The sequence below is a fragment of the uncultured Psychroserpens sp. genome (assembly GCF_947501425.1).
Lineage (GTDB): Bacteria > Bacteroidota > Bacteroidia > Flavobacteriales > Flavobacteriaceae > Psychroserpens.
This window is the reverse complement of record NZ_CANMVN010000005.1, coordinates 144,766-167,116: the sequence shown is the minus strand read 5'-3', so window position 1 is coordinate 167,116 and position 22,351 is coordinate 144,766. Positions and strand designations below refer to the sequence as shown.

Below are 22,351 nucleotides of genomic sequence, written 5' to 3'. Positions count from 1 at the left end.
AACTACACATGAAATACTATTTAATTATCACCTTGGTTTTCAATGTTTTTGTAGCATCAGCGCAAAACAAACGTACTTTTACCTACGCAGTAAAAGCCTTAGATAGGCTAAAATTAGACGTATATACTCCTGAAGATATCGAGCCCGACCAAAAGTTGCCTGTATTGATATGGATGCATGGTGGCGGATTTTCTGGTGGTTCAAGAGAAGGTGATCAAGAGCTAAGACTCATGGAGTATATTGCTGCTAAGGGTATTATTGGTGTATCTATCTCTTATCGATTACTACGGAGAGGGACTAAAACTGGTTTTGGTTGTCAATGCTCTAAGGAAGAGAAGTTATACACGTTTGCAATGGCAGCTGAAGATTTTCTAGACGCTACAAATTTTATTGTAGATAAGAGTGATTCACTTCATATTGATGCTTCAAAAATTATTGCTGGAGGCAGTAGTGCAGGAGCAGAGGCAGTTTTGAGTGCTGTATATATGAAAGATTATTTTATTGAGAATACCTCAGTTTACGACGATATAAAATTTGCTGGAGTCTTATCTTATGCTGGTGCAATGGTTGATGAAAGTTATATTACTGAAGCTAATGCTGTACCTACCATCTTATTTCATGGCTCTAAAGATGATCTCGTTCCTTATGCTAAAGCACCACATCATTTTTGCGATGAGGATGATCCAGGTTTTTTAGTATTGAATGGTTCAGATATTATTTTTAGACAGCTGGAACAATTAAACACATCTTATTATCTCTATAAAGTGGAAAATGGAAAACACGAAGTTGCAACAATAGTATTTGAACACCTAGATCCTATCATGAGTTTCATTTCACATACAATTATAGATTCTAAGGTTATACAAACCAAACAATTAGAGGTTAAGGAATAAATTAAAGCTTGTCATTACCAAGTATGTGTTTTGTAATCTGTGATTTTAGTACTATTTTGTAGAATTAAATCCTCAATTAACCTAAACAAATTCGATTCATATCTAGTTACATACTATTAATAAAAATGAAGAATCTGATATTATTTTTGTGCTTGTTGGTAAGCTTTTTATTAAAAGGGCAGGAAATCCCTCCAATTCAAGTGTTTACTCCAGAAATGTATAAAGCCGAAAATCAAAACTGGGCGATATCTCAGTCGGACAACAGGTACATTTATGTAGCTAATAATAAAGGGTTACTAGAATTTAACGGAGCACTTTGGACACTATATGAAACGCCAAATCAAACCATTTTAAGATCTGTTAAGGCTGTAGGAGATCGTATCTATACAGGTTGCTATATGGAGTTTGGCTATTGGGAGCGCAACGAATTTAACGAACTTACATATACTTCATTATCCAAAACACTTGATTCTCCAATGATTGAGGATGAACAAATTTGGACAATCATAGCTTTAGACGATTTTATAATATTTCAATCTTTAGATAGAATCTACAGTTATAATACGCGCTCAAAATCATTTAATATTATTAATTCTGAAACAACCTTGACCAAGATGGTGATTGTTAATGAAACAATCTTCTTTCAGAAATTAAATCAAGGGATTTTTAAAATTGAAAATGGTAAGGAAAAGCTGTTTTCTGATGCTGAGATTTTAAAGTCCAATCGTATTATTAATATATTTAGTATAGATGGAGAGTTTGTATTTCAAACCAAACAAAAAGGATTTTTCGTCTATAGAGACGGATTGGTTTCAAAATGGGATACTTCAGCAAATAACCTACTTTCAAATTTAACAGCTTATAGCAGTATCAGATTAAAGGATGGTAGTTTTGCGATAGGGACCATTTCAAACGGAATAATAAAACTTGATAGCAAAGGAGAGGTTGATTACAGACTTAATCAAAATATGGGTTTGTCAAACAATACAGTACTTACCATTTTTGAGGATATAGATAATAACATGTGGTTAGGACTAGATAATGGTGTCAACTGTATTAATAGCTCTTCTCCATTCAGAGAGTATGATGATAAAATGGGAGTTTTAGGAGCTGTACATGCATCCAAAGTTTTCAATGACAAATTATTCATAGGTTCTAATCAGGGGTTATTCTATAGACCATTACATTCTAAAAGTGAGTTTGAATTGATAGAAGGTACAAAAGGTCAGGTTTGGTTTTTAGATATCTTTGACAATACATTGTTTTGTGGTCATGATCTTGGAACCTTTGTTGTAAATGATACATCTACCGAAATGATTTCAGGTATTGAAGGAACCTGGAGAATTAGGCAAATTCCTAATAAAGACAATTTATTGCTTAATGGAAGTTATGATGGCTTGAGTGTTTTAGAAAAGCAAAATGGCACATGGCAATTACGTAATAAAATTAAGGGTTTTGATATATCTTCTAAATACTTTGAGATCTCAGAAAATGGTCAGGTATTTGTAAGTCATGAGTACAAAGGTGTTTTTAAGTTGAATATTGATGAGGAGTTCCAAGAAGTTCTTAAAGTCAATCAGGAAACCTCTGTGAAAAAAGGATTGCATTCAAGTCTAATTAAATATAATTCGAATATTCTGTATGCCTTTAACGAAGGTATTTATGCATATAAAGAGACAAAAAAAGCCTTTGAAAAAGACTCGTTATTAAGTCAGGCATTTGATTCTTTTAATTATGTTTCAGGTAAGCTGGAAGTAATCTCTGATAAGCTTTGGAGTTTTTCTGATAAAAATATAAGCTATATTTCCCCTGGACTTTTAAGTGATAAACCAAAATTAAATAGAATTCCTTTGTCTAATACTTTGAGAAAAAGTGTTACTGGCTATGAGAATATTTATCCTATTGAAAATCAGAGGTATTTATTAGGTACATCCTCTGGATATATCATTATCGATCTCAATAAAATGAGAGAGCGTTCATATGCTATCCAAATTAATTCGGTGTACAATTACGCAGTCGATTCAGAAAAACGCAACGTAGCGTATTTTACATCTAATGAATTTCATAACAGAGATAATAATTTTGAATTCACCTACAGTATTCCAGAATATGACAAGTATTTGGAGACAGAGTACCAATACCGTTTAGATGGTGATTATAACAAGTGGAGTGAGTGGTCAAAATCTTCTACAGAATTATTTAAAAACCTCAGTTATGGCGATTATACATTTAATGTTAGAGGAAGAGTTGGAAATCAATTAACTGATAATGTCGCTAATTATAATTTTAAAATTGAGAAACCATGGTATTTATCTAACCTTATGGTTTTACTCTATGTAATCACTGCAGTTTTATTATCAGCATTGATACATAATGTTTACAAACGAAAATATAAGCGACAAGAAGAAAAATTATTGCTAGAAGCAGAGCGCGAATTAGAATTAAAACAATTAGAAAATGAGCAAGAATTAATGCAATTGCGAAACGATCAGTTAAAACAGGATATTGATAATAAAAATAGAGAACTTGCTATTTCAACCATGAGTTTAATTAAGAAGAATGAATTTTTAAATAGTATTAAAGATGAACTCAAGAATGTTGATAATGGAAATAACCTAAACCCAGTAATTAAGATCATTGATAAAAATTTGAACAATACAGATGATTGGAAGTTTTTTGAGGAAGCTTTCAATAATGCTGATAAGGATTTTCTAAAGAAAATTAAATCTAAACACCCTTCATTAACTCCTAATGATCTTAAACTATGTGCTTATTTAAGGCTCAATTTATCTTCAAAAGAAATTGCTCCTTTATTAAATATCTCTTCAAGAAGTGTGGAAGTTAAACGGTATCGCTTACGCAAAAAGATGAATCTGCCACATGAATATAGCTTAACAAATTATATTTTAGAAATATAATCACTATACAAAGCTTCATAACTCCTATACAACACCTATACATTCTGCACATATTCCTCTTTTTTAACAAATTACAACGTTGTAGTTTTAGTTGTTTAAGTTATTTTTAAATAGCATTAAACAATAGTTTCACTGCATATTTAATAATAAAACATCTTTTTTTTTGCGATGTATGTTTTTTGTTGAGGTGAAAATTATTGATTTGTTAATTCTGAAGGCTAAATTTATCATGCAGTATCTTATTAATAAGGATATGAATCACGTCTTCTAAATTTTAATGATACTCATAAACAATACTGAGGAAGACCTTACTCTAGATTTCAAAATCAATATCTAGTAATTCATATGTATTAACTAACATTAAAAACAACTAAATGATGAAGAAAAAAATTCTCGGACTCTTTCTTTTCTTGATTTCATTCTCATTATTGGCTCAGGTCAATCGTGTTACTGTCGATAAATCCAACGATGGTATGAGATTAAAAGTTGATGGAAAAGATTTTATGGTTAATGGAGTTAACTGGGATTACGTTCCTATTGGCTCTACAATTACAGATGCTGGTATTTGGGCTGAATCTGATGACGTCATTAGAGCGGCACTGGATGGAGAAATGCCTCTACTAAAAAATATGGGAGTTAATGCCATTAGAACATATGGACTCCCACCTAAGTGGGTGACTTACATCTATGAAGAATATGGAATTTACACCATGTTAAACATAACGTTTGGTGCTTATGGACTCACTATAAATGGTGCTTGGACGCCACAAACCGACTATGCCGATGCCGCCACAAGAGAAATTTTGATGAAAGAGGCTAGAGATATGGCGAACACATACAAAGATACTCCCGGACTTCTATTGTATATGATAGGAAATGAAAATAACTATCATTTATCATGGACTGGGGCAGAAACAGAGGACATTCCAATAGATGGAGCAGAGGATCCCAATAAAATTGCTGCTGCCCGAGCTTTATATAAAGCATTCAATGATGCTTCAAAAGAAGTGAAATCCTTAGATCAAGGTCATCCGGTAGCTATTTGTAATGGAGATCTACTTTATATTGATCAAGTTAAGCAAGAGTGCACAGATATAGATATTTACGGAACTAATATGTACAGAGGTGTGTCTTTTGGAGATGCTTTTCAAAGAGTTAAAAATGAATTAGGGATGCCAATTCTTTTTGCTGAGTTTGGTGCAGATGCCTTCAACGCTAGAGATAACCAAGAAGATCAATATACGCAGGCGTATTATGATGTTGGTAACTGGAGAGATATTTATGAAAATGCTGCTGGTATGGGTAAGGCAGAGAATTCTATAGGTGGTTTTACCTTCCAATTTAGTGATGGATGGTGGAAATACAAACAAACCGAAGATCTTGATATACATAATAATACGGCTACATGGGCAAATAATGGATACCCTAGAGATCAGGCTAAAACGGGTGATAATAATATGAATGAAGAATGGTTTGGTATCTGTGCCAAAGGACCAACAGATCCAAGAGGACTTTATCAATTATATCCAAGAGCAGCATACTACGCCCTTAAAGAAGTTCATCAACTTAATCCATATGATGAGGCTATGACGCCAGAGTTTATGTCTAATTACTTTGACAATATACAGCTAATGGACGCGGTACTTAGAGCCAGAGGTGATAAAGCTGCGTTAGGTGGAGGTACTAGCCAGAAAATTAGAATTAGTAACCTTGGTGCTCGTTTTACAACATTTAGCACAGGTGGCACCTTAATTACTACACCAGATACAGAAGACCCTAATCAAAATGTTTTCCCTAACCAATTAGGTTTTGATCATATGGAATCCTATTTCGTAGGAGTTGAGGGTAATCCTGCTCCAAATATGAGAGTTAATGTGAATTTTAATATTCTAGGTAATGTAGCAGAAAACCCAATTGATGAAATATTTTATGAGAATGTAGGTAGACCAATTACTGTTGTTGGTGTTGAAGGAGGAAATGATTTAGATGTTGAAATCGATGACTTTAACAGATTAAGAGTGTATCAAGCCGAATTCGAGTGGAATACAAAGCTTGCTGATATTAAAGGTTTTTACAGAACAGGTCATTACCATTGGGGATATGAAGGAGATTTCTTCGGGTTATATCCTGAAGCTAATTACGGACCCAATTTAGATATCTATAATGGAGAGATACTTGGTATGGAATTTAATGGTAAAGGATCTCTTAATGGTTTAAAAGCAGCATTCGGACCTCAATTATGGTGGGGAGCTAATCCAACTGCTTTATTGAAGTATCAACGCAAAGTTGGAAAGTACGATATTACTGGTATATATCACAGAGATATTGAAACCGATCTAGAATTTGATGAAAATGGTCAACGTGTATTGGATGCTAATCAAGTGCGTAGTGGTATCATACCAGCATGGCCTACTGAACGAGCGACACTTGTTGTAGAAAGAGATTTTGGTAAAGTAGGTGTTACACTCGGGGCAATCTGGGGTGGAAGTCCATTAAATGGAAGTACATATCAAGATATCGATAATGGAGAAGTTGTATTAGATAAAGTACAAGGCAAAGATAATTGGGGTGGTAAAGCCAAAATAACGTATCAAAATGGTAGGTTCAATTGGTATGCTCAAGGAGCTATAATGGGCTTAGTTGCCAATGGTGGTGCAGATCAAACACAAACTTTCACTGGATGGAGATTAAGAGATTCTGGTAGTGGAAACGTTTCTAGTATTTTAAGTGGTTTCACATATACAATGGGCGACTTTCAAGTGGCACCAAACTTTATGTATCAAAAACCATTAGTTGATCCTATGCCAAACGGCGGTGATGCACCTGGACGATTAAGAAATGTCATTGATGATCCTTTCGCGGTAAGAAATGGCAATAGAGAAACCACAGGAGTAGAATTATTATTTACCTATGACCCAACACCTGGTACATGGATGTACTCATGGGATAATGATAGAGCTGAAGATGCCAAATTTGCAATGAACTTAGGATTTGTATACCGTTACCTCCCTACAACAATGGACGCTCATATTGGTTTCCAAGCTAATCGTACATTTTTTGCGTTTCCAACATCTGTGCCTGCCGAAGATTTATGGGAGCTACATTCAAGAATGGTATCAAAATTAAGCCCAGATTTAGGGTTGATTGGTAATTTTTACTACGGAAACGGACAAGCTAATGGTGATAGCGAAAGAACGATTGATCGTTTTGGTGCTGATATCAGAATGATTTACAAGAAAATGAGTGTTCGAACACATTTAAAAGTAAACGATTGGGGACCTTTCGATTACCATAGAGATTTTAACTTAACGTTCCCATTACAATTAATGCTTGACGTCTCAACTTCAATAGGCAAGCCAGATTGGTTTATATTACCTAATACGAGAATAGGAATTAGAGGGACATGGAGATCTCTGGATCAATTCTCTCCTAGGTTTTCACCTACTAACACATTCACAGATACGTTTCCTCCGGAACCCGTATTAAGCCCCGCAGGATTTCCTGATGGCTCAGAATGGGAGATTAGAACCTATTTACATATTAATATTGGAAAATAATAACGAAACAATGAAAAAAATAAGATTAATCAAATCAAAAAATGCATTCTTATTAGGGTTGATTCTAATCCTTTGTTATGGATGTGAGAGAGATATTTCTGATGAAGCTGTTCCTGCTACATTTCCAACTATAGGTGATATTTTTACAGATACACCTATAGGACTTACAGAAGAGTTTTTTAATTCGTTTGATCCTGCTGCAGGTGCAAATGTTAATGGTTTTGGGACTGATAATGCTGAAGCTTATGAAGGAAGTACATCAATTAGAATTGACGTGCCTGCACCTAATGATCCAGATGGTGGATTTATAGGTGGAATTTTTGAAGATGCTGGAGAGGGTAGAAACTTAACACAGTATGACGCCTTAACGTTCTGGGCTAAAGGGTCTACAACAGGTATTGTTGAGGCTGGTTTTGGAACCGATTTTGTAGAGGATAAATACGCTGTAAGTTTTCCTAATATTCAACTATCGACAGATTGGAAAAAATACATAATCCCAATCCCAGATCCTTCTAAACTTGTTCAAGAAAAGGGTATGTTTCTCTTTGCTGCTGGAACACAAAGTACTAATGGTTTCGGATTTACATTTTGGATTGACGAACTACGATTTGAAAACTTAGGAACTTTAGGTCAAGAAGTACCAAGAATCTTCAATGGTGCTAATCTTGTACAAGAAGCTTTTATTGGCTCTACTATTCAAATAAACGGTATTTCATATACTGCTAATTTGCCATCAGGGATTAATCAAACTATTAATGCAGCACCAAGTTATTTTGAGTTCTCATCTTCTAACGAATCTGTTGCAACAGTATCAGAATTAGGTGTGATTTCAGTATCAGGAGTTGGTACGACCACCATTACAGCTACTTTAGGAAATAATGTTGCTCTAGGTGAATTGGAGCTTACCTCTGTTGGTCCATTCCCAAGTGCTCCTGTCCCAACTAGGGATGCAGCAAATGTCATTTCACTCTTTAGTGATGCTTATACAAATGTTCCAGTAAGACACTACAACGGTTTCTTTGAACCATTCCAAACTACTGAAGGTGGTGCTGGTGCAGACCCTAATAACGTAGATTTGCAAGTGCCTGCTCCAGGTGGAGGAGTTGATAATATCATAAATTATACATCACTTAATTTCGTGAGTATAGGAACTTATGATACAGTGCCGCTAGTAGATATAAGTGCGATGTCTCATTTACATGTAGATATTAACGTAAGAGAAACTATTGATGGCGGAGACTTTTTAAGAATATCGCTTGAAAGTGGAACAGGTGTTGGCCCAACAACAAGCGGAAACTTTATTATAAATTCAGCTGCTTTAGGAAACACTGACGAAAATGGTTGGTTAAGCCTTGATATTCCAATTTCTAGTTTTTCAGGATTCTCTGATCCTGCTAACTTAGGACAAGTGTTTTTTGTTACAGACGCAACCATATCAGATATATGGGTAGATAACGTATATTTTTACAATGAATAATGGCTATAATCTATAAATAACAATACAATATGAAATTTATAAAATCATTTAACAAGATAAAATTACTGCCATTGTTTATGGTAGCTCTTTTGATAAGTGCTTGTAATACTGATGAAACTCAGGAAGTAGCTCAACTTAATAACTTAATCATGCAAGATGAGTTTGATGTTGATGGAGCTCCAGATTCATCAATGTGGACCTATGACATTGGAGATGGAACCGCTCAGGGATTACCAGCTGGTTGGGGAAATAACGAATTACAGTATTATACTGACAGATCCGAAAATGTTACAGTTGAAAATGGTTTACTTGTATTAACGGCTAGAGAAGAGGCTTTCGAAGGGGCAAATTATACCTCTGCTAGATTAACTACTCAAGGCTTATTTGAACAGCAATATGGCCGCTTTGAAGCACGAATCAAATTACCTACAGGAAAAGGTGTATGGCCTGCGTTCTGGCTTTTAGGTAATGACTGTGATCAAAATCCTTGGCCACAATGTGGTGAAATAGATATTATGGAATATCTAGGAGATGGTCCAACCATTACCTTTGGAAGTGCACATGGACCTGGTTATAATGGTGAATTTTCTGTGAGTAAAGAATATGAAATTGAAAACGATCGCTTTGATGAAGGCTTTCACATTTTTGGTATCGAATGGGGTCCAGATTACATAAATTATTACGTAGATGGAGATTTATACCAAACCATTACTCCTGGAGTTGTTGCTCAACAAGCAGAAGATGTTGAAGATGAGTTTATAAATGCACCAGAAAATGCTGGTGAATGGGTGTTTAATCGTCCATTTTATATCATAATAAATATGGCAGTAGGAGGTAATTTGCCTGGTTCTCCAAACGCAGAAACAGTTTTTCCACAACGTATGCTAGTGGATTATGTGAGAGTTTATAATTAATTAAAAAAATTAAACATGAGATTTTTAAAATATAAAATAAGTATCGTACTAATAACAATTCTCTCTTTTGCGTTAGTAAGTTGTGAAGGTGATGGTGGTGCTGGAGAAATCATAGAATTAGATGCCAGATTTCTTAGTAATGTTGATGTGAGAACTATTACATTCATTAATGTGTCAAATGATGCTGTAAACTATTCTTGGGATTTTGATAATGGAACAACTTCTACATTAGAAGAGCCAACAGTAACTTATGAAAATGGTACGTACACTGTAACCTTAACTGCATTTGATATTAATGGTAATACAGATACATTCCAGGAAACATTTGTAATTGATATTCCAGTTTGTACTGATGAATCAGCCGAGAATCTTGATCCTGCAAATGGAGATATTAATTGGACATTTTTGGACGCAAATGGAAATTCAACTTTTGATGCTTTTGGAAATACTGCTGGTTTTATAGTCGATAATCCTGTTCTCGACGCTGTTAATTCCAGTTGCAAAGTTCAACGCTTTGAAAAAACAACGGGATGTCAAACATTTGCAGGCCTTGGTGTTGCATTATCATCATCTATTGATTTTTCTACAACATCAAATAAAACGTTTACAATGAAAGTTTTAGCAGAAACTCAACTCACTGATGTGACACTTCGTTTAGAGTTTATGCCATTTCCTAATACAGAGCCTTCTCAGGATAGAGTTGCAAGTATTACAGAGTTAGGAGAGTGGCAAGAGCTAACTTTTGATTTTAGTGATGTGCCTTCTGGAACATTTCAAAGTATGATTATTTATTTTGAAAGAAACGCTCCATGTGATGGCGATATCTACTATTTTGATGACATAATTCAACAATAATTTTAACCTAATAAGCCTTTGGTCTACTAAACCAAAGGCTTATTAGATTCATAAATCTAATACACATTTAGAAAGACCTATCTAACTATAATGGTAAATACTACAGTTAACAATACAGAACTCAAAACATCAATGCAATCCGTAGAAATTGATAACGAAACGTTTTTCAAAATTTCAAATAGTGATCAGATGCGTCCTTTTTTTATGAGCATTGTCAGTGATTCAAATCATTGGATGTTCATATCTAGTAATGGAGGGTTATCAGCAGGACGAAAAAATAGTGAATATTCATTTTTCCCATATTATACAGATGACAAGATTACAGAATCTACTGAAATCACCGGTAGTAAGTCCATTTTCTGGATAAATTCAAAACACCTATGGGAACCGTTTTCTATCCGTCAGGAAGGTTTATATCATACAACTAGAAACCTTTATAAAAATATCTACGGAAATAAAGTAATCTTTGAAGAGGTTAATCACGATTTAAAATTGACCTTCAGATATCAATGGAATTCCAGTAATGAATTTGGATTTGTTAAAAATGCGGCACTTACAAATAACTCAGACAATGAAGTTAGTGTATCTGTTCTTGACGGATTTCAAAATATAATACCTTATGGAGTGCCTTCAGATACTCAAACAAGAGTTAGTAATCTAGTTGATGCTTACAAAAAAAGTGAACTCGAGAAAGAAGCAGGTCTCGGTATTTATGCTTTAAGCGCAATAATTGTGGATAAGGCTGAACCAAGTGAGGCTCTTAAAGCTAATATAGCTTGGTCATTTGGATTTGATAATCCGAAATATTTGTTATCATCTCTTCAATTGCAAAATTTCAGAAGGCAACACAAAATAACTGAAGAAATTGATGTTAGAGCCGAAAAAGGAGCCTACTTTGTTAATGCAGAAATAGAATTATCTGCTAATGCTAAAAAAGAATGGTCACTAATTGGAAATGTCAATCAAGATCACACTTCAATTGCAGCGATTATTCATCGTATAAAGTCAGATACCAAACTAGCAGAAGCGGTTCAAGCAGATATTGACAATGGTACTGAACGATTGATAAGGTTAAACGCCTCCTCAGATGCTTTGCAACTAACTGCAGACAAACAAAGGGATACGCGTCATTTTGCCAATACACTTTTTAATATTATGCGTGGTGGAATCTTTGATGATAATTATAATATTGAGCGATGGGATTTCAGAAATTATATTTCAAAAGCAAATAAAAAAGTGTATGCTAAAGCTGAAAACCTGATTTCAGAATTACCTGAAGTATTCTCATTATCTCATTTAAAAAACATTGCTCAACAGACTGAGGATAAAAATTTTAGACGACTTTGTCTAGAGTACATGCCTCTTAAATTTAGCCGTAGACATGGAGATCCAAGTAGACCTTGGAACAAATTTTCAATTAATACCAGAAGTGAAATTGACGGTTCGAAAATTTTAGACTATGAAGGAAACTGGAGAGATATCTTCCAAAACTGGGAGGCATTAGCACACTCATTTCCAGAGTATATTGAAGCTATGATTCATAAGTTTTTAAATGCGACAACCTTTGATGGCTATAATCCCTATCGGGTAACAAAAGATGGGTTTGACTGGGAAACTATCGAGCCTGATGATCCCTGGTCTTACATTGGATATTGGGGAGATCACCAGATTATTTATTTGCTTAAATTCCTAGAGTTCATTGAAGACCATAATCCAGGTAAACTAGCAAGTTATTTCAATAACGATTTATTTGTTTACGCCAATGTACCTTATAAGATCAAAAGTTATCAAGATACACTTGCAAATCCTAAGGATACAATTGACTTTGATGAGGAGTTAGATGAAAAGATTAGAATTAAACGTCAAGAGTTAGGAGCAGATGGCGCCTTGTTACGCGATCAGAATTTCTTTATCTGTAAAGTGAATTTTGTAGAAAAAATATTAGCTACAGTTTTAGCTAAAGTATCTAATTTTATTCCAGAAGCTGGAATTTGGTTAAATACACAACGTCCAGAGTGGAATGATGCAAACAATGCCCTCGTTGGAAATGGTGTATCCATGGTGACACTCAATTATTTAAGACGATTTTTGAAATTTTTTGGTAGCGTAATTTCTAAAGCTGAAATAGAACACACTGAAATTTCCGAAGAATTATTAGAATTTTTTAATGCTGTAATTGAAACATTAGAGCAAAATAAGCATATGTTATCTGGAGCAATTTCTGATTGTGATCGTAAAATAATCCTTGATGGTCTTGGTAATGCTGGAAGTATTTTCAGAACCACTATTTACGACAGAGCTTTTTCTGGAAAGAAAGCCAATGTATCTAGAGATGAATTGCTAGCTTTTGTAAATCTTACACTCGATTATTTAGAGCATACTATAGACGCTAACAAGAGACAGGATAATCTGTATCATGCTTACAATTTAATGACACTTGTTAACGATTCTGAAATAGCAATATCTTATTTAGATGAAATGTTGGAAGGACAGGTAGCTGCTTTAAGTTCTGGATATTTAAATTCCGATGAAGCGCTTAAAGTTCTTGATGCCATGAAGCATAGTAAATTGTTTAGAGAGGATCAGTATAGCTATTTGTTGTATCCAAATAAAGATTTACCGCGTTTTATGGTGAAAAATACGGTTCCTAAACAAGCTGTCGAAAACTCTCAGTTATTGACACAATTAGTTACAGACGGTAATACACAGATCATTAAAAAAGATATCAACGGAAATTATCACTTTAATGGAAATTTCAATAATGCTAATAGCTTAAAAGAGGCTCTTGGAGCTTTGGAAAGCACAGGATACGCTTCGCTTGCTGAAAAGGAGAGAAGTAATCTGTTGCAAACGTTTGAAGATGTCTTTAATCATAAAGCATTTACAGGTCGATCTGGTACATTCTACGGATATGAAGGCTTAGGTTCAATTTACTGGCATATGGTATCTAAACTGCTACTGGCAGTTCAGGAATGTTGTGTTAATGCTATACAAACTAAACAGTCAGAAGAAATTATTGGAAGACTTCTAGAGCACTACTATGAAATAAATGAAGGTATTGGAGTTCATAAATCACCAAAATTGTATGGTGCATTTCCAACGGATCCGTATTCGCATACACCTGCTGGAAAAGGAGCGCAACAGCCAGGTATGACTGGTCAGGTCAAAGAAGATATTCTATCAAGAATTGGTGAATTAGGTGTGTTTGTAGATGATGGTGAGATTTTATTCGATCCGTGTTTATTACGACAAGAGGAGTTTTTAAAAGGTGCTGAAACATTTAATTATGTTGATGTCCATATGGATTGGAAGCATATAGAGCTGGAAGCAGATACTCTGGCTTTTACTTATTGTCAGGTTCCTGTAATTTATAAAATGGGATTTGAAAATAATATCGAAGTAGAAACAACTAAGAGTTCGTTAAAATCTCTAAACAGTTTAACGCTTGATAAAGAGATTAGTAATGAGATTTTTAACCGTTCAGGTTTTGTTGAACGTATTACTGTTAATATCAACAAATCGAATTTAAAATAGAAGACTATGCAAAGCATGAAATTGAAAATAAATATCATTTGTATTGCAATTATTTCAATGGTCATGTCATCTTGTAATCAAAACCCAAAATCTAAAAAAGAAATGCAAATAGGCAAGCAAGTGACAGCTAAAGAGATATTAGGAAATCCTAATTATTTAGCAATATCTTATGGAGGTTATCGTGAAAAATCTAGAGACAGTCAGCCAACAATCAAAGAGCTTAAAGATGATTTAAAATTGTTGTCTGCAATGGGTATTAAAATTATAAGAACTTATAATGTTCAATTGCCATTACCTCATGCCTCCAATATCTTAAAAGCAATTACTGAACTTAAAAAAGAAGATCCAAATTTCGAAATGTACGTCATGTTAGGTGCTTGGATTGATTGTTTGAATGCATGGACAGAATTTCCACCAGATCACAATGTAGAAAGTCCAGATAATGCTGCTGAAATTGACAGAGCTGTAGCTTTGGCCAATCAATATCCAGATATCGTAAAGGTGCTGGCTGTTGGTAATGAGGCTATGGTGAAATGGGCTGCTAGCTACTACGTTCAACCTAATGTAATTCTCAAATGGGTTAATCATCTTCAGAAATTAAAGTCTGATGGAAAGCTTCCAAAAGACCTATGGATCACCAGCTCTGATGATTTTGCATCTTGGGGTGGCGGAGAAGACCAATACCATGTAGAGGATTTAGAGAAATTGATCAAAGCAGTAGATTATATTTCAATGCATACCTATCCATATCATAATTCGCATTATAACCCAGAATTTTGGGGAGTTCCAGAATCACAAGACTCCTTATCTAATGTAGAAAAAATTGATGCAGCTATGAAACGTGCAGTCGAATTTTCTAAACGTCAGTATGATAGTGTGAAAAATTACATGAAGAGTCTTGGTGTTAATAAGCCAGTACATATCGGTGAAACAGGTTGGGCAACTGTATCAAATGGATTTTATGGTCCTAGTGGTTCTCGTGCAACTGACGAATACAAACAAGGTGTTTATCATAGATTAATGCGGGAATGGACGAATAAAAACAATATTTCGTGTTTTTATTTTGAAGCCTTTAATGAGCAGTGGAAAGATGCACAAAATTCAAAAGGATCTGAAAATCACTTTGGTTTGTTCACTATCGATGGAAAAGCGAAATATCCAATTTGGGATCTGGTTGATAAAGGCATTTTTAAGGGATTAACAAGAAACGGAAATCCAATAACTAAAACATATGGAGGTAATAAAGATTTACTCATGAAAGATGTCTTGGTACCACCTTCAATTAACGAGATCATGGCAAATCGATAGATATGTCTAATAATACAGTTCAATATGAAAACAGTAAACTATCTAATTTGTTCCATTTTTATATTACTTATGGCAAGTTGTAAAGCGAAAAAGAAAAGTATAGAAAAGTCATCTCTTGTAGTTGAAGTTTATGAAACTTCAGCAAGTGGTAATAAATTGACTAAGATCAGCGATTTTTCCTCTGCTAATTCTTCAATTGTTTTGAAAATTTCACCAGAAAAAAAATATCAAACTATTACAGGTTTTGGAGGCGCATTTACAGAATCTTCAGCTTATTTATTGAACAAATTGAGCAAAGCTAACAGAGATAAAATACTGAAGGCCTATTTCAGTAGAGAAGGCGCTAATTACTCGTTAACAAGAACACATATGAATTCCTGTGATTTTTCATTAAGTCAATATTCTTATGCACCTGTTGAAAATGATATGACCTTAGAACATTTTACTATCAAAGATGATATGGATGATTTGATTCCAATGATTAAAGATGCTATGGCAGTTTCAGAAGATGGATTTGACATATTCGCATCGCCATGGACAGCTCCACCATGGATGAAAGATAATAAACAATGGGTTGGTGGAAAATTATTACCTAAATACTATGACACTTGGGCATTATTCTTTTCTAAATATGTAGATGCTTATGAAGCTGAAGGGATACCTATTTGGGGATTTACTGTGGAAAATGAACCTCACGGAAATGGGAATAACTGGGAGAGCATGCACTTTACACCAGAGGAAATGACCGATTTTGTACAAAATCATTTAGGTCCGAAATTGGAACGTGATGGCAAAGGAGATAAAATAATTTTGGGTTATGATCAAAATAGAGCAGGATTAAAAGAATGGGTTGATGTGATGTACGCTACAGAAGCATCATCTAAATACTATGATGGAACAGCTATCCATTGGTATGAAAGTACTTATGATTATTTCCCGGAAGCTTTACAATATGCACACAACAAAGCGCCTGATAAATATCTAATTGAAACAGAAGGATGTGTAGACTCTGAAGTTCCAAAATGGCAAGATGATAAATGGTATTGGTCTAAAGAAGCAACAGATTGGGGCTGGGATTGGGCTGCCGAAGATGAAAAATATTTACATCCCAAATATGCACCTGTTAATCGTTATGCTAGAGATATTATTGGATGTTTAAATAACTGGGTTGATGGTTGGGTTGATTGGAATATGGTTTTGGATAGACAAGGAGGACCTAATTGGTTTAAAAACTGGTGTGTAGCTCCAATTATTGTTGATCCAGATGCTGATGAAGTATATTTCACGCCATTATATTATACCATGGCTCATTTCAGTAAATATATACGACCAGGAGCAGAAGTTATTGATGTTGAAAATCCAGATAAAGATCTCATGGTTACTGCTGCAAAGAATCCTGATAGTTCTATTGCAGTGGTCATTTTTAATGAAGGTAAAACACCAAAGGATTTTACTTTGAAATTATATAATGAGCAAGTCAATATAAATATTGAAGGGCAGGCCATTCAAACAATACTAATACCAACTAAACAATAAAAGATATGAGTTCTACTAAGGTACCAATTGGTCAAAAAGCAGCATTCGGAGCTGGTCACTTAATAAATAACTTAATACCTGGAATTCTTGGTGTATTTGTAGTAATTCTAAAATCTGCCGATGGTTTTGGAATGGACACTGTACTTGCAGGACTTATTGTAGGTATTCCGCGTTTATTTGATGCAATAACGGATCCAGTTATGGGATATGTATCAGATAATACAAGTTCAAAGTATGGAAGACGACGACCTTATATCTTCATAGGAGCTGTAATGTCTGGGGCTATCTTCGCCATATTATGGCAAGTTCATGATACAAATCCAGAAATGTATAATTTTTGGTATTTATTGATTTTCTCAATTTTATTAATTTTTGGAAATACAATATTTTCAACGCCATTAATCGCTCTTGGTTACGAGATGACTTCTGATTATAAAGAACGTACCAGATTAATGAGTTTTGCTAATATTATCGGCCAAATTGCTTGGATGCTTGTGCCTTTTTTATATGTTTTAATTCCTGATGGTGATCTTTTTGCTACTCAACCTGAAGGTGTTAGAATTGTAGCATTGATAGCTGGTTTTGTTATTATTATTTTAGGAATTTTACCAGCTATTTTTTGTAGAGGAATTGATGCAAGTAAAATGGAAGGTAGAGAAGAGATAACTCCAAAAGCCTTAATAAGAAGTATTGGGAAGATATTTACAGGTATAAAATTAGTATTAAAGAATAAACCATTTGTAAAACTGTGTTTAGCTACATTCTTGGTATTTAATGGGTTTCAAATTGTAGCAGAGTTCGGAGTGTTTATTATTAACTTTTATATGTTCGATGGTGATTGGAGTGCTTCCAAATGGTGGGTGGCTCTTTTTCCTGCTGTAACAGCTGCATATACTGCATTCATAGCTATCCCAATAATAAACGTAATGGCTAACAAAATGGGAAAACGAAAAGCTTTCATATATGCTACATTGATTTCCATGGTTGGATATGTACTTAAATGGTGGGGATTTGATCCTGAAAACTATTATATGATATTTTTACCAATTCCATTAATGGCATTTGGAATGGGTTGTTTGTTTACACTAATGATGTCTATGACAGCAGATGTTTGTGATTTAGATGAATTAGAAAATGGAATGCCAAGAAAAGAAGGAACCTTTGGAGCAATCTATTGGTGGATGATCAAGGTCGGTCAAGGTATAGCCTTGGTATTTTCAGGTATTATTTTAAAGCTATTGGGTTATGATCCTACAGCTACTACACAAACTGCCGAAGCTTTAACAGGAATGCGTATAACAGATATTGCATTACCTGTTCTAACAGCTGGTCTAGCCATTTGGGTCATGTGGAAGTATAGCCTAAATGAAGATAGGGCAAGGGAAATAAAAAAGGAACTCGTTAAAAGAAGAGGAGAGTTATAAATAATTAATATATAATAGTTTACTAAGTAATGTCTTACAGAGAAGAATCGTATTACAAATCCAGAGGCTATAGCCAAATTAGTACACAAGGTATTGATGTCTCTAAGTATTCACTAGAAGAATTAATGGCTTTATGGCGTAAAACCATACAAGATGGTATGCATGGCATATGCTTCAGTATGTATGAGGACGGACAAGAACCTGGTGATGAAATAAGTATAGAACAGGTAGAGCGTCGAGTGAATATTTTAAAGCCCTATACAGGAGCTATTCGTTCTTTTTCTTGTATTGAAGGAAATGAACATATTCCAGTAGTAGCCAAAAAGCATGGTTTAAGAACTTTGGTTGGTGCTTGGTTGAGTGATGATTTGGAAGATAATGAAAAAGAAATTGAAGGACTAATTGCTTTGGCCAAATCTGGAAACGTTGATGTCGCAGCAGTAGGTAACGAAGTGCTCTACAGAAATGATTTATCATTAGAACAGCTATTGGGTTATATTAAAAGAGTGAGAGAAGCACTTTCTGGTTTGGATATTCCAGTTGGATATGTTGATGCGTATTATGAATTTTCTCGTCACCCAGAATTAGTAGAAAATTCTGATGTTGTATTAGCAAACCTCTATCCGTATTGGGAAGGATGCCCAATCGAATATGCTTTAGGGCATATGCAAGCTATGTATGGTCAAGTGGTAGACGCTGCTCAAGGAAAATCTATTATAATTACTGAAACAGGTTGGCCAAGTGAAGGAGGAGGCTTAAAAGGAGCTCAGGCTGGTCCAGAGCAAGCCATGAAATACTTTATTGATGCGATACGTTGGACGAATGAAAATGAAATTCCTATATTTTATTTCTCATCATTTGATGAGTCCTGGAAAACTGGAGATGAGGGTGATGTTGGAGCCTATTGGGGACTTTGGGATAAGCATGAAAAGCTAAAGTTTTGATACACATCTAATTTCAGTTTTACCAACTCAAACGTTTAAAAAGCACAACAACATAAAACAAGAGCAGTACAAGCTTATAAATGAACACAACATTACCACAACATAATAGTTAAAATAATATTAAAGTCAGATTAAAGCATATTAGTTAAACTCTTGAACTTACTGTATTTACTGGTTTTTTAGTTCAAAGCACTTAAAATAATATTTATTTCTATTTGTATGTTTTTTGTAGCGGTGAGTTTGTGATAATCTCAATTTATAGTGCTTAAATTTACGAATAATGGAATCTTTCGATAAGGTTTTTAATAATTACTAATTAATAAATACATAACTATGAAAAAAATTACATTTTTAACTTTTTTGTTGGCCTCAACAATAATGTTTGGCCAATCATTACCGATCGATTTTCAAGACGGAACAACTGTACCACAGTTTCAGTTTGGAAATTTAGGTTTTGGCAACATTGTCAATCCTGACCAAAGTGGAATCAACACATCAACTCAAGTATTAGAAATAAATAAACCTGATGCTGCAGACTGGTTTGGAGGAATTGGTTTCGAAACTCCTGGATCACCATTAATAAACCTAGCTAATGGTACAGCTTTTACTATGAAAGTTTGGGCGCCTATCGCTAACCAAAGTATAAGATTTCAAATTCAGAATGGTTTAAACGGAGAACCAACTTATAATAGAGATGTTACTATAGCATCTGCTGGAGTTTGGACAGAAGTAACATTTGACTTTAGTACACAACCTGGTTTAACAGGTATGGAGCAGTATCCTATTTTAGTAATTCAACCAAATTACGACATTGGATGTGAAGGAAATCCTTCATGCACAACAGTTGGAACTGGTAATGGGGGAATCTGGTACATTGATGATATTGTACAAGTAGGTGCTCCAGAGCCAACATGTATGGATGGTGTTCAAAATGGAATGGAAACAGGAGTAGATTGTGGTGGTCCTGATTGCCCAACATGTCCTCCTTCTTGTGATGATGGCATCTTAAATAACGGAGAGACTGAAATAGATTGTGGAGGACCAAATTGTGATCCTTGTGCAGCTGCCGACCCAACAAGCGGACCAGTAAACAACGGTTCAACAGGTACGGATTTTTATATTTATAGCGGACTTAGCGGTAACCCAAATCAATCTGATTTTGCTGGTTTCAATCTAGTAGATTTTAATGGAAGTTTAACAATTTCTGAGCCAGTATTAGCAGGTGATACTGTTATTAGAGTTGATAATTTAGATTTCTTCGGAAGTGGATTAGGAGGAAACTTTGATGCTACCGGAACTTATAGTTTTGTACACTTAAACTATTATGCAACTACTTCAACGGCGTTCAACTTTTCATTAGTAGATGATTCACTTAGTGGAACGGTTTGCTGTGGAAATCCTGAAGAACCATTTTACAGATTTGGTTCAGCTGCTGCAGTAGCAGGAGGTAGTGCAGATGCAGAATTAGTAACAGGTCAATGGGTGAGTGTATTCATTCCTTTATCGCATTATGCAAATTTCCCTGCGCTAGTTAGTGGTACATGGGATGGAACAGACATTAAGCAAACGTTGGTTACTGGAAACGGAACAGTTTATCTTGATAATATATTCTTTAGTACTACAGATACTTTAGGTACTGATGAATTTGAAACAAATGAATTTTCAGTATTCCCTAATCCAACAACTAATGATTGGACAGTTAGAGGAACTCAAACTATAGATTCAATTGAAGTATTTGATATCTTAGGGAAGAGAGTAGTTTCAATCGCACCTAATACTCAAGAAACAGTAATAGATGCTTCTGCCTTAAAAACAGGATTATACTTTGCTAAAGTATCTTCTGCAGCAGGAAGTCAGACAATCAAATTGGTTAAAAAATAATTTAACCATTCTGTAATCAGAATAAAAGAGTGTATTTTTATGTGAGAATACACTCTTTTTTTATAATACATTATTATGGTAACATTAAAACACCTCGCTGAACAATTAAATGTATCAGTATCTACAGTATCTAAAGCTTTACATAATAGCGATGAGATCAGTCCAGATACTATTGAACGTGTTAAAGCTCTAGCAAAATTCTTAAATTATAAGCCCAACAAACTGGCTGTAAGCTTGAAGAGTAGTAGAACTAATACCATTGGTGTGATCATTCCAAACATTCTCAACCACTTTTTTGCCAAAGCACTATATGCTATAGAAATGGAAGCTTCAAAACAAGGCTACCATATTATTACATGTGTGTCTAACGAATTACAAGCCAAAGAAGCAGATAGTCTTCAGTTATTATCTAATGGTAGTGTTGATGGGTTTATCATGTCGATAGCTGAGGAAACACAGGTAGCCAACAATGTTGATCATATAAATGCGGTCATACAACAAAATATACCAACGGTATTATTTGATAGGGTTTCAGATGATATTAACTGTGATAAAGTGATCATAGACGATTTTGGAGCCGCTTACGAGGCTACTATGCATCTGCTTTCCGAAGGAAGAAAGCGTATTGTTCTTCTTAGCGATATTGAAGACTTAAGTGTAGGGAAATTAAGAACAAATGGGTATTTACAAGCCTTAAAGGAAGCTAAAGATTATCATCAGGAGCCTGTTATGGTTACCATTAAAAAGAGTGATGATGCTGAACAGGTTATCGACAACATGTTTCGTAATAATACTACTGTAGATGGTATTATTTCTATCGATAACACATCTGGTGTTGTTGCCTTGCAAAAAGCTCTTAAACTCAATTATAAAATTCCAAATGACCTTTCTGTTATCGGATTTTCTGATGACAATGTCCTTCAATTTACAGATCCTAAACTATCAACGATTTCGCAGCATACTTTAGATATTGGTAAGGCTTCTGTTGAATTACTACTAAAACGATTAAACGATCCTAATACTTCGCTAAAAACTACAAAAACTATAAAAACTAAGTTAGTTTTGAGAGAAACAACAAAATAATATGTTTAGAATTTGCCATATCTTTGA

Annotated in this window: 13 protein-coding genes; all 13 read left to right on the top strand. The window is 34.5% G+C overall.

The annotated features are described in order from the left end of the window. The first annotated feature begins 8 nt into the window (after positions 1-8). The 13 genes from Q0951_RS09225 (at position 9) to Q0951_RS09165 (ending at position 22,324) form a co-directional block, all read left to right on the top strand. Positions 9-893 carry an alpha/beta hydrolase gene (locus tag Q0951_RS09225; RefSeq protein ID WP_299336295.1) on the top strand — a complete coding sequence of 295 codons (885 nt, stop codon included), beginning with the start codon at positions 9-11 and terminating at the stop codon, positions 891-893. A gap of 125 nt (positions 894-1,018) precedes the next feature. Further along, positions 1,019-3,811: a LuxR C-terminal-related transcriptional regulator gene (locus Q0951_RS09220; protein ID WP_299336294.1), complete on the top strand. Its 2,793-nt coding sequence runs from the start codon at positions 1,019-1,021 to the stop codon at positions 3,809-3,811. A 377-nt stretch (positions 3,812-4,188) separates the two neighbouring features. Continuing rightward, complete coding sequence (locus Q0951_RS09215; protein ID WP_299336467.1) at positions 4,189-7,368, top strand: glycoside hydrolase family 2 TIM barrel-domain containing protein; 3,180 nt, start codon at positions 4,189-4,191, stop codon at positions 7,366-7,368. 10 nt (positions 7,369-7,378) lie between these two features. Next, positions 7,379-8,845 carry an Ig-like domain-containing protein gene (locus Q0951_RS09210; RefSeq protein ID WP_299336293.1) on the top strand — a complete coding sequence of 489 codons (1,467 nt, stop codon included), beginning with the start codon at positions 7,379-7,381 and terminating at the stop codon, positions 8,843-8,845. A gap of 29 nt (positions 8,846-8,874) precedes the next feature. Then, positions 8,875-9,759, top strand: coding sequence for a glycoside hydrolase family 16 protein (locus tag Q0951_RS09205; RefSeq protein ID WP_299336292.1), 885 nt, complete (start codon positions 8,875-8,877; stop codon positions 9,757-9,759). Positions 9,760-9,774: 15 nt separating this feature from the next. After that, positions 9,775-10,614, top strand: coding sequence for a PKD domain-containing protein (locus Q0951_RS09200; RefSeq protein WP_299336291.1), 840 nt, complete (start codon positions 9,775-9,777; stop codon positions 10,612-10,614). A gap of 90 nt (positions 10,615-10,704) precedes the next feature. Next, positions 10,705-14,148, top strand: a complete 3,444-nt coding sequence (locus Q0951_RS09195; protein WP_299336290.1) for a hypothetical protein — start codon at positions 10,705-10,707, stop codon at positions 14,146-14,148. Between the two features lie 15 nt (positions 14,149-14,163). Then, positions 14,164-15,456, top strand: a complete 1,293-nt coding sequence (locus Q0951_RS09190; RefSeq protein ID WP_299336289.1) for a glycosyl hydrolase family 17 protein — start codon at positions 14,164-14,166, stop codon at positions 15,454-15,456. A gap of 24 nt (positions 15,457-15,480) precedes the next feature. Continuing rightward, complete coding sequence (locus Q0951_RS09185) at positions 15,481-16,992, top strand: glycoside hydrolase family 30 protein (RefSeq protein WP_299336288.1); 1,512 nt, start codon at positions 15,481-15,483, stop codon at positions 16,990-16,992. Positions 16,993-16,997: 5 nt separating this feature from the next. Continuing rightward, on the top strand, positions 16,998-18,416 hold the full coding sequence (locus tag Q0951_RS09180) for an MFS transporter (RefSeq protein WP_299336287.1): 1,419 nt from the start codon (positions 16,998-17,000) through the stop codon (positions 18,414-18,416). Between the two features lie 29 nt (positions 18,417-18,445). Further along, the gene (locus Q0951_RS09175; protein ID WP_299336286.1) at positions 18,446-19,360 is read left to right on the top strand and encodes a glycosyl hydrolase family 17 protein; all 915 of its coding nucleotides are present in this window, start codon (positions 18,446-18,448) and stop codon (positions 19,358-19,360) included. A gap of 333 nt (positions 19,361-19,693) precedes the next feature. After that, positions 19,694-21,241 carry a T9SS type A sorting domain-containing protein gene (locus tag Q0951_RS09170; protein ID WP_299336285.1) on the top strand — a complete coding sequence of 516 codons (1,548 nt, stop codon included), beginning with the start codon at positions 19,694-19,696 and terminating at the stop codon, positions 21,239-21,241. Between the two features lie 75 nt (positions 21,242-21,316). After that, a complete protein-coding gene (locus Q0951_RS09165; protein ID WP_299336284.1) occupies positions 21,317-22,324 on the top strand; it encodes a LacI family DNA-binding transcriptional regulator in 1,008 nt (335 codons plus the stop codon). Positions 22,325-22,351: the final 27 nt, after the last annotated feature.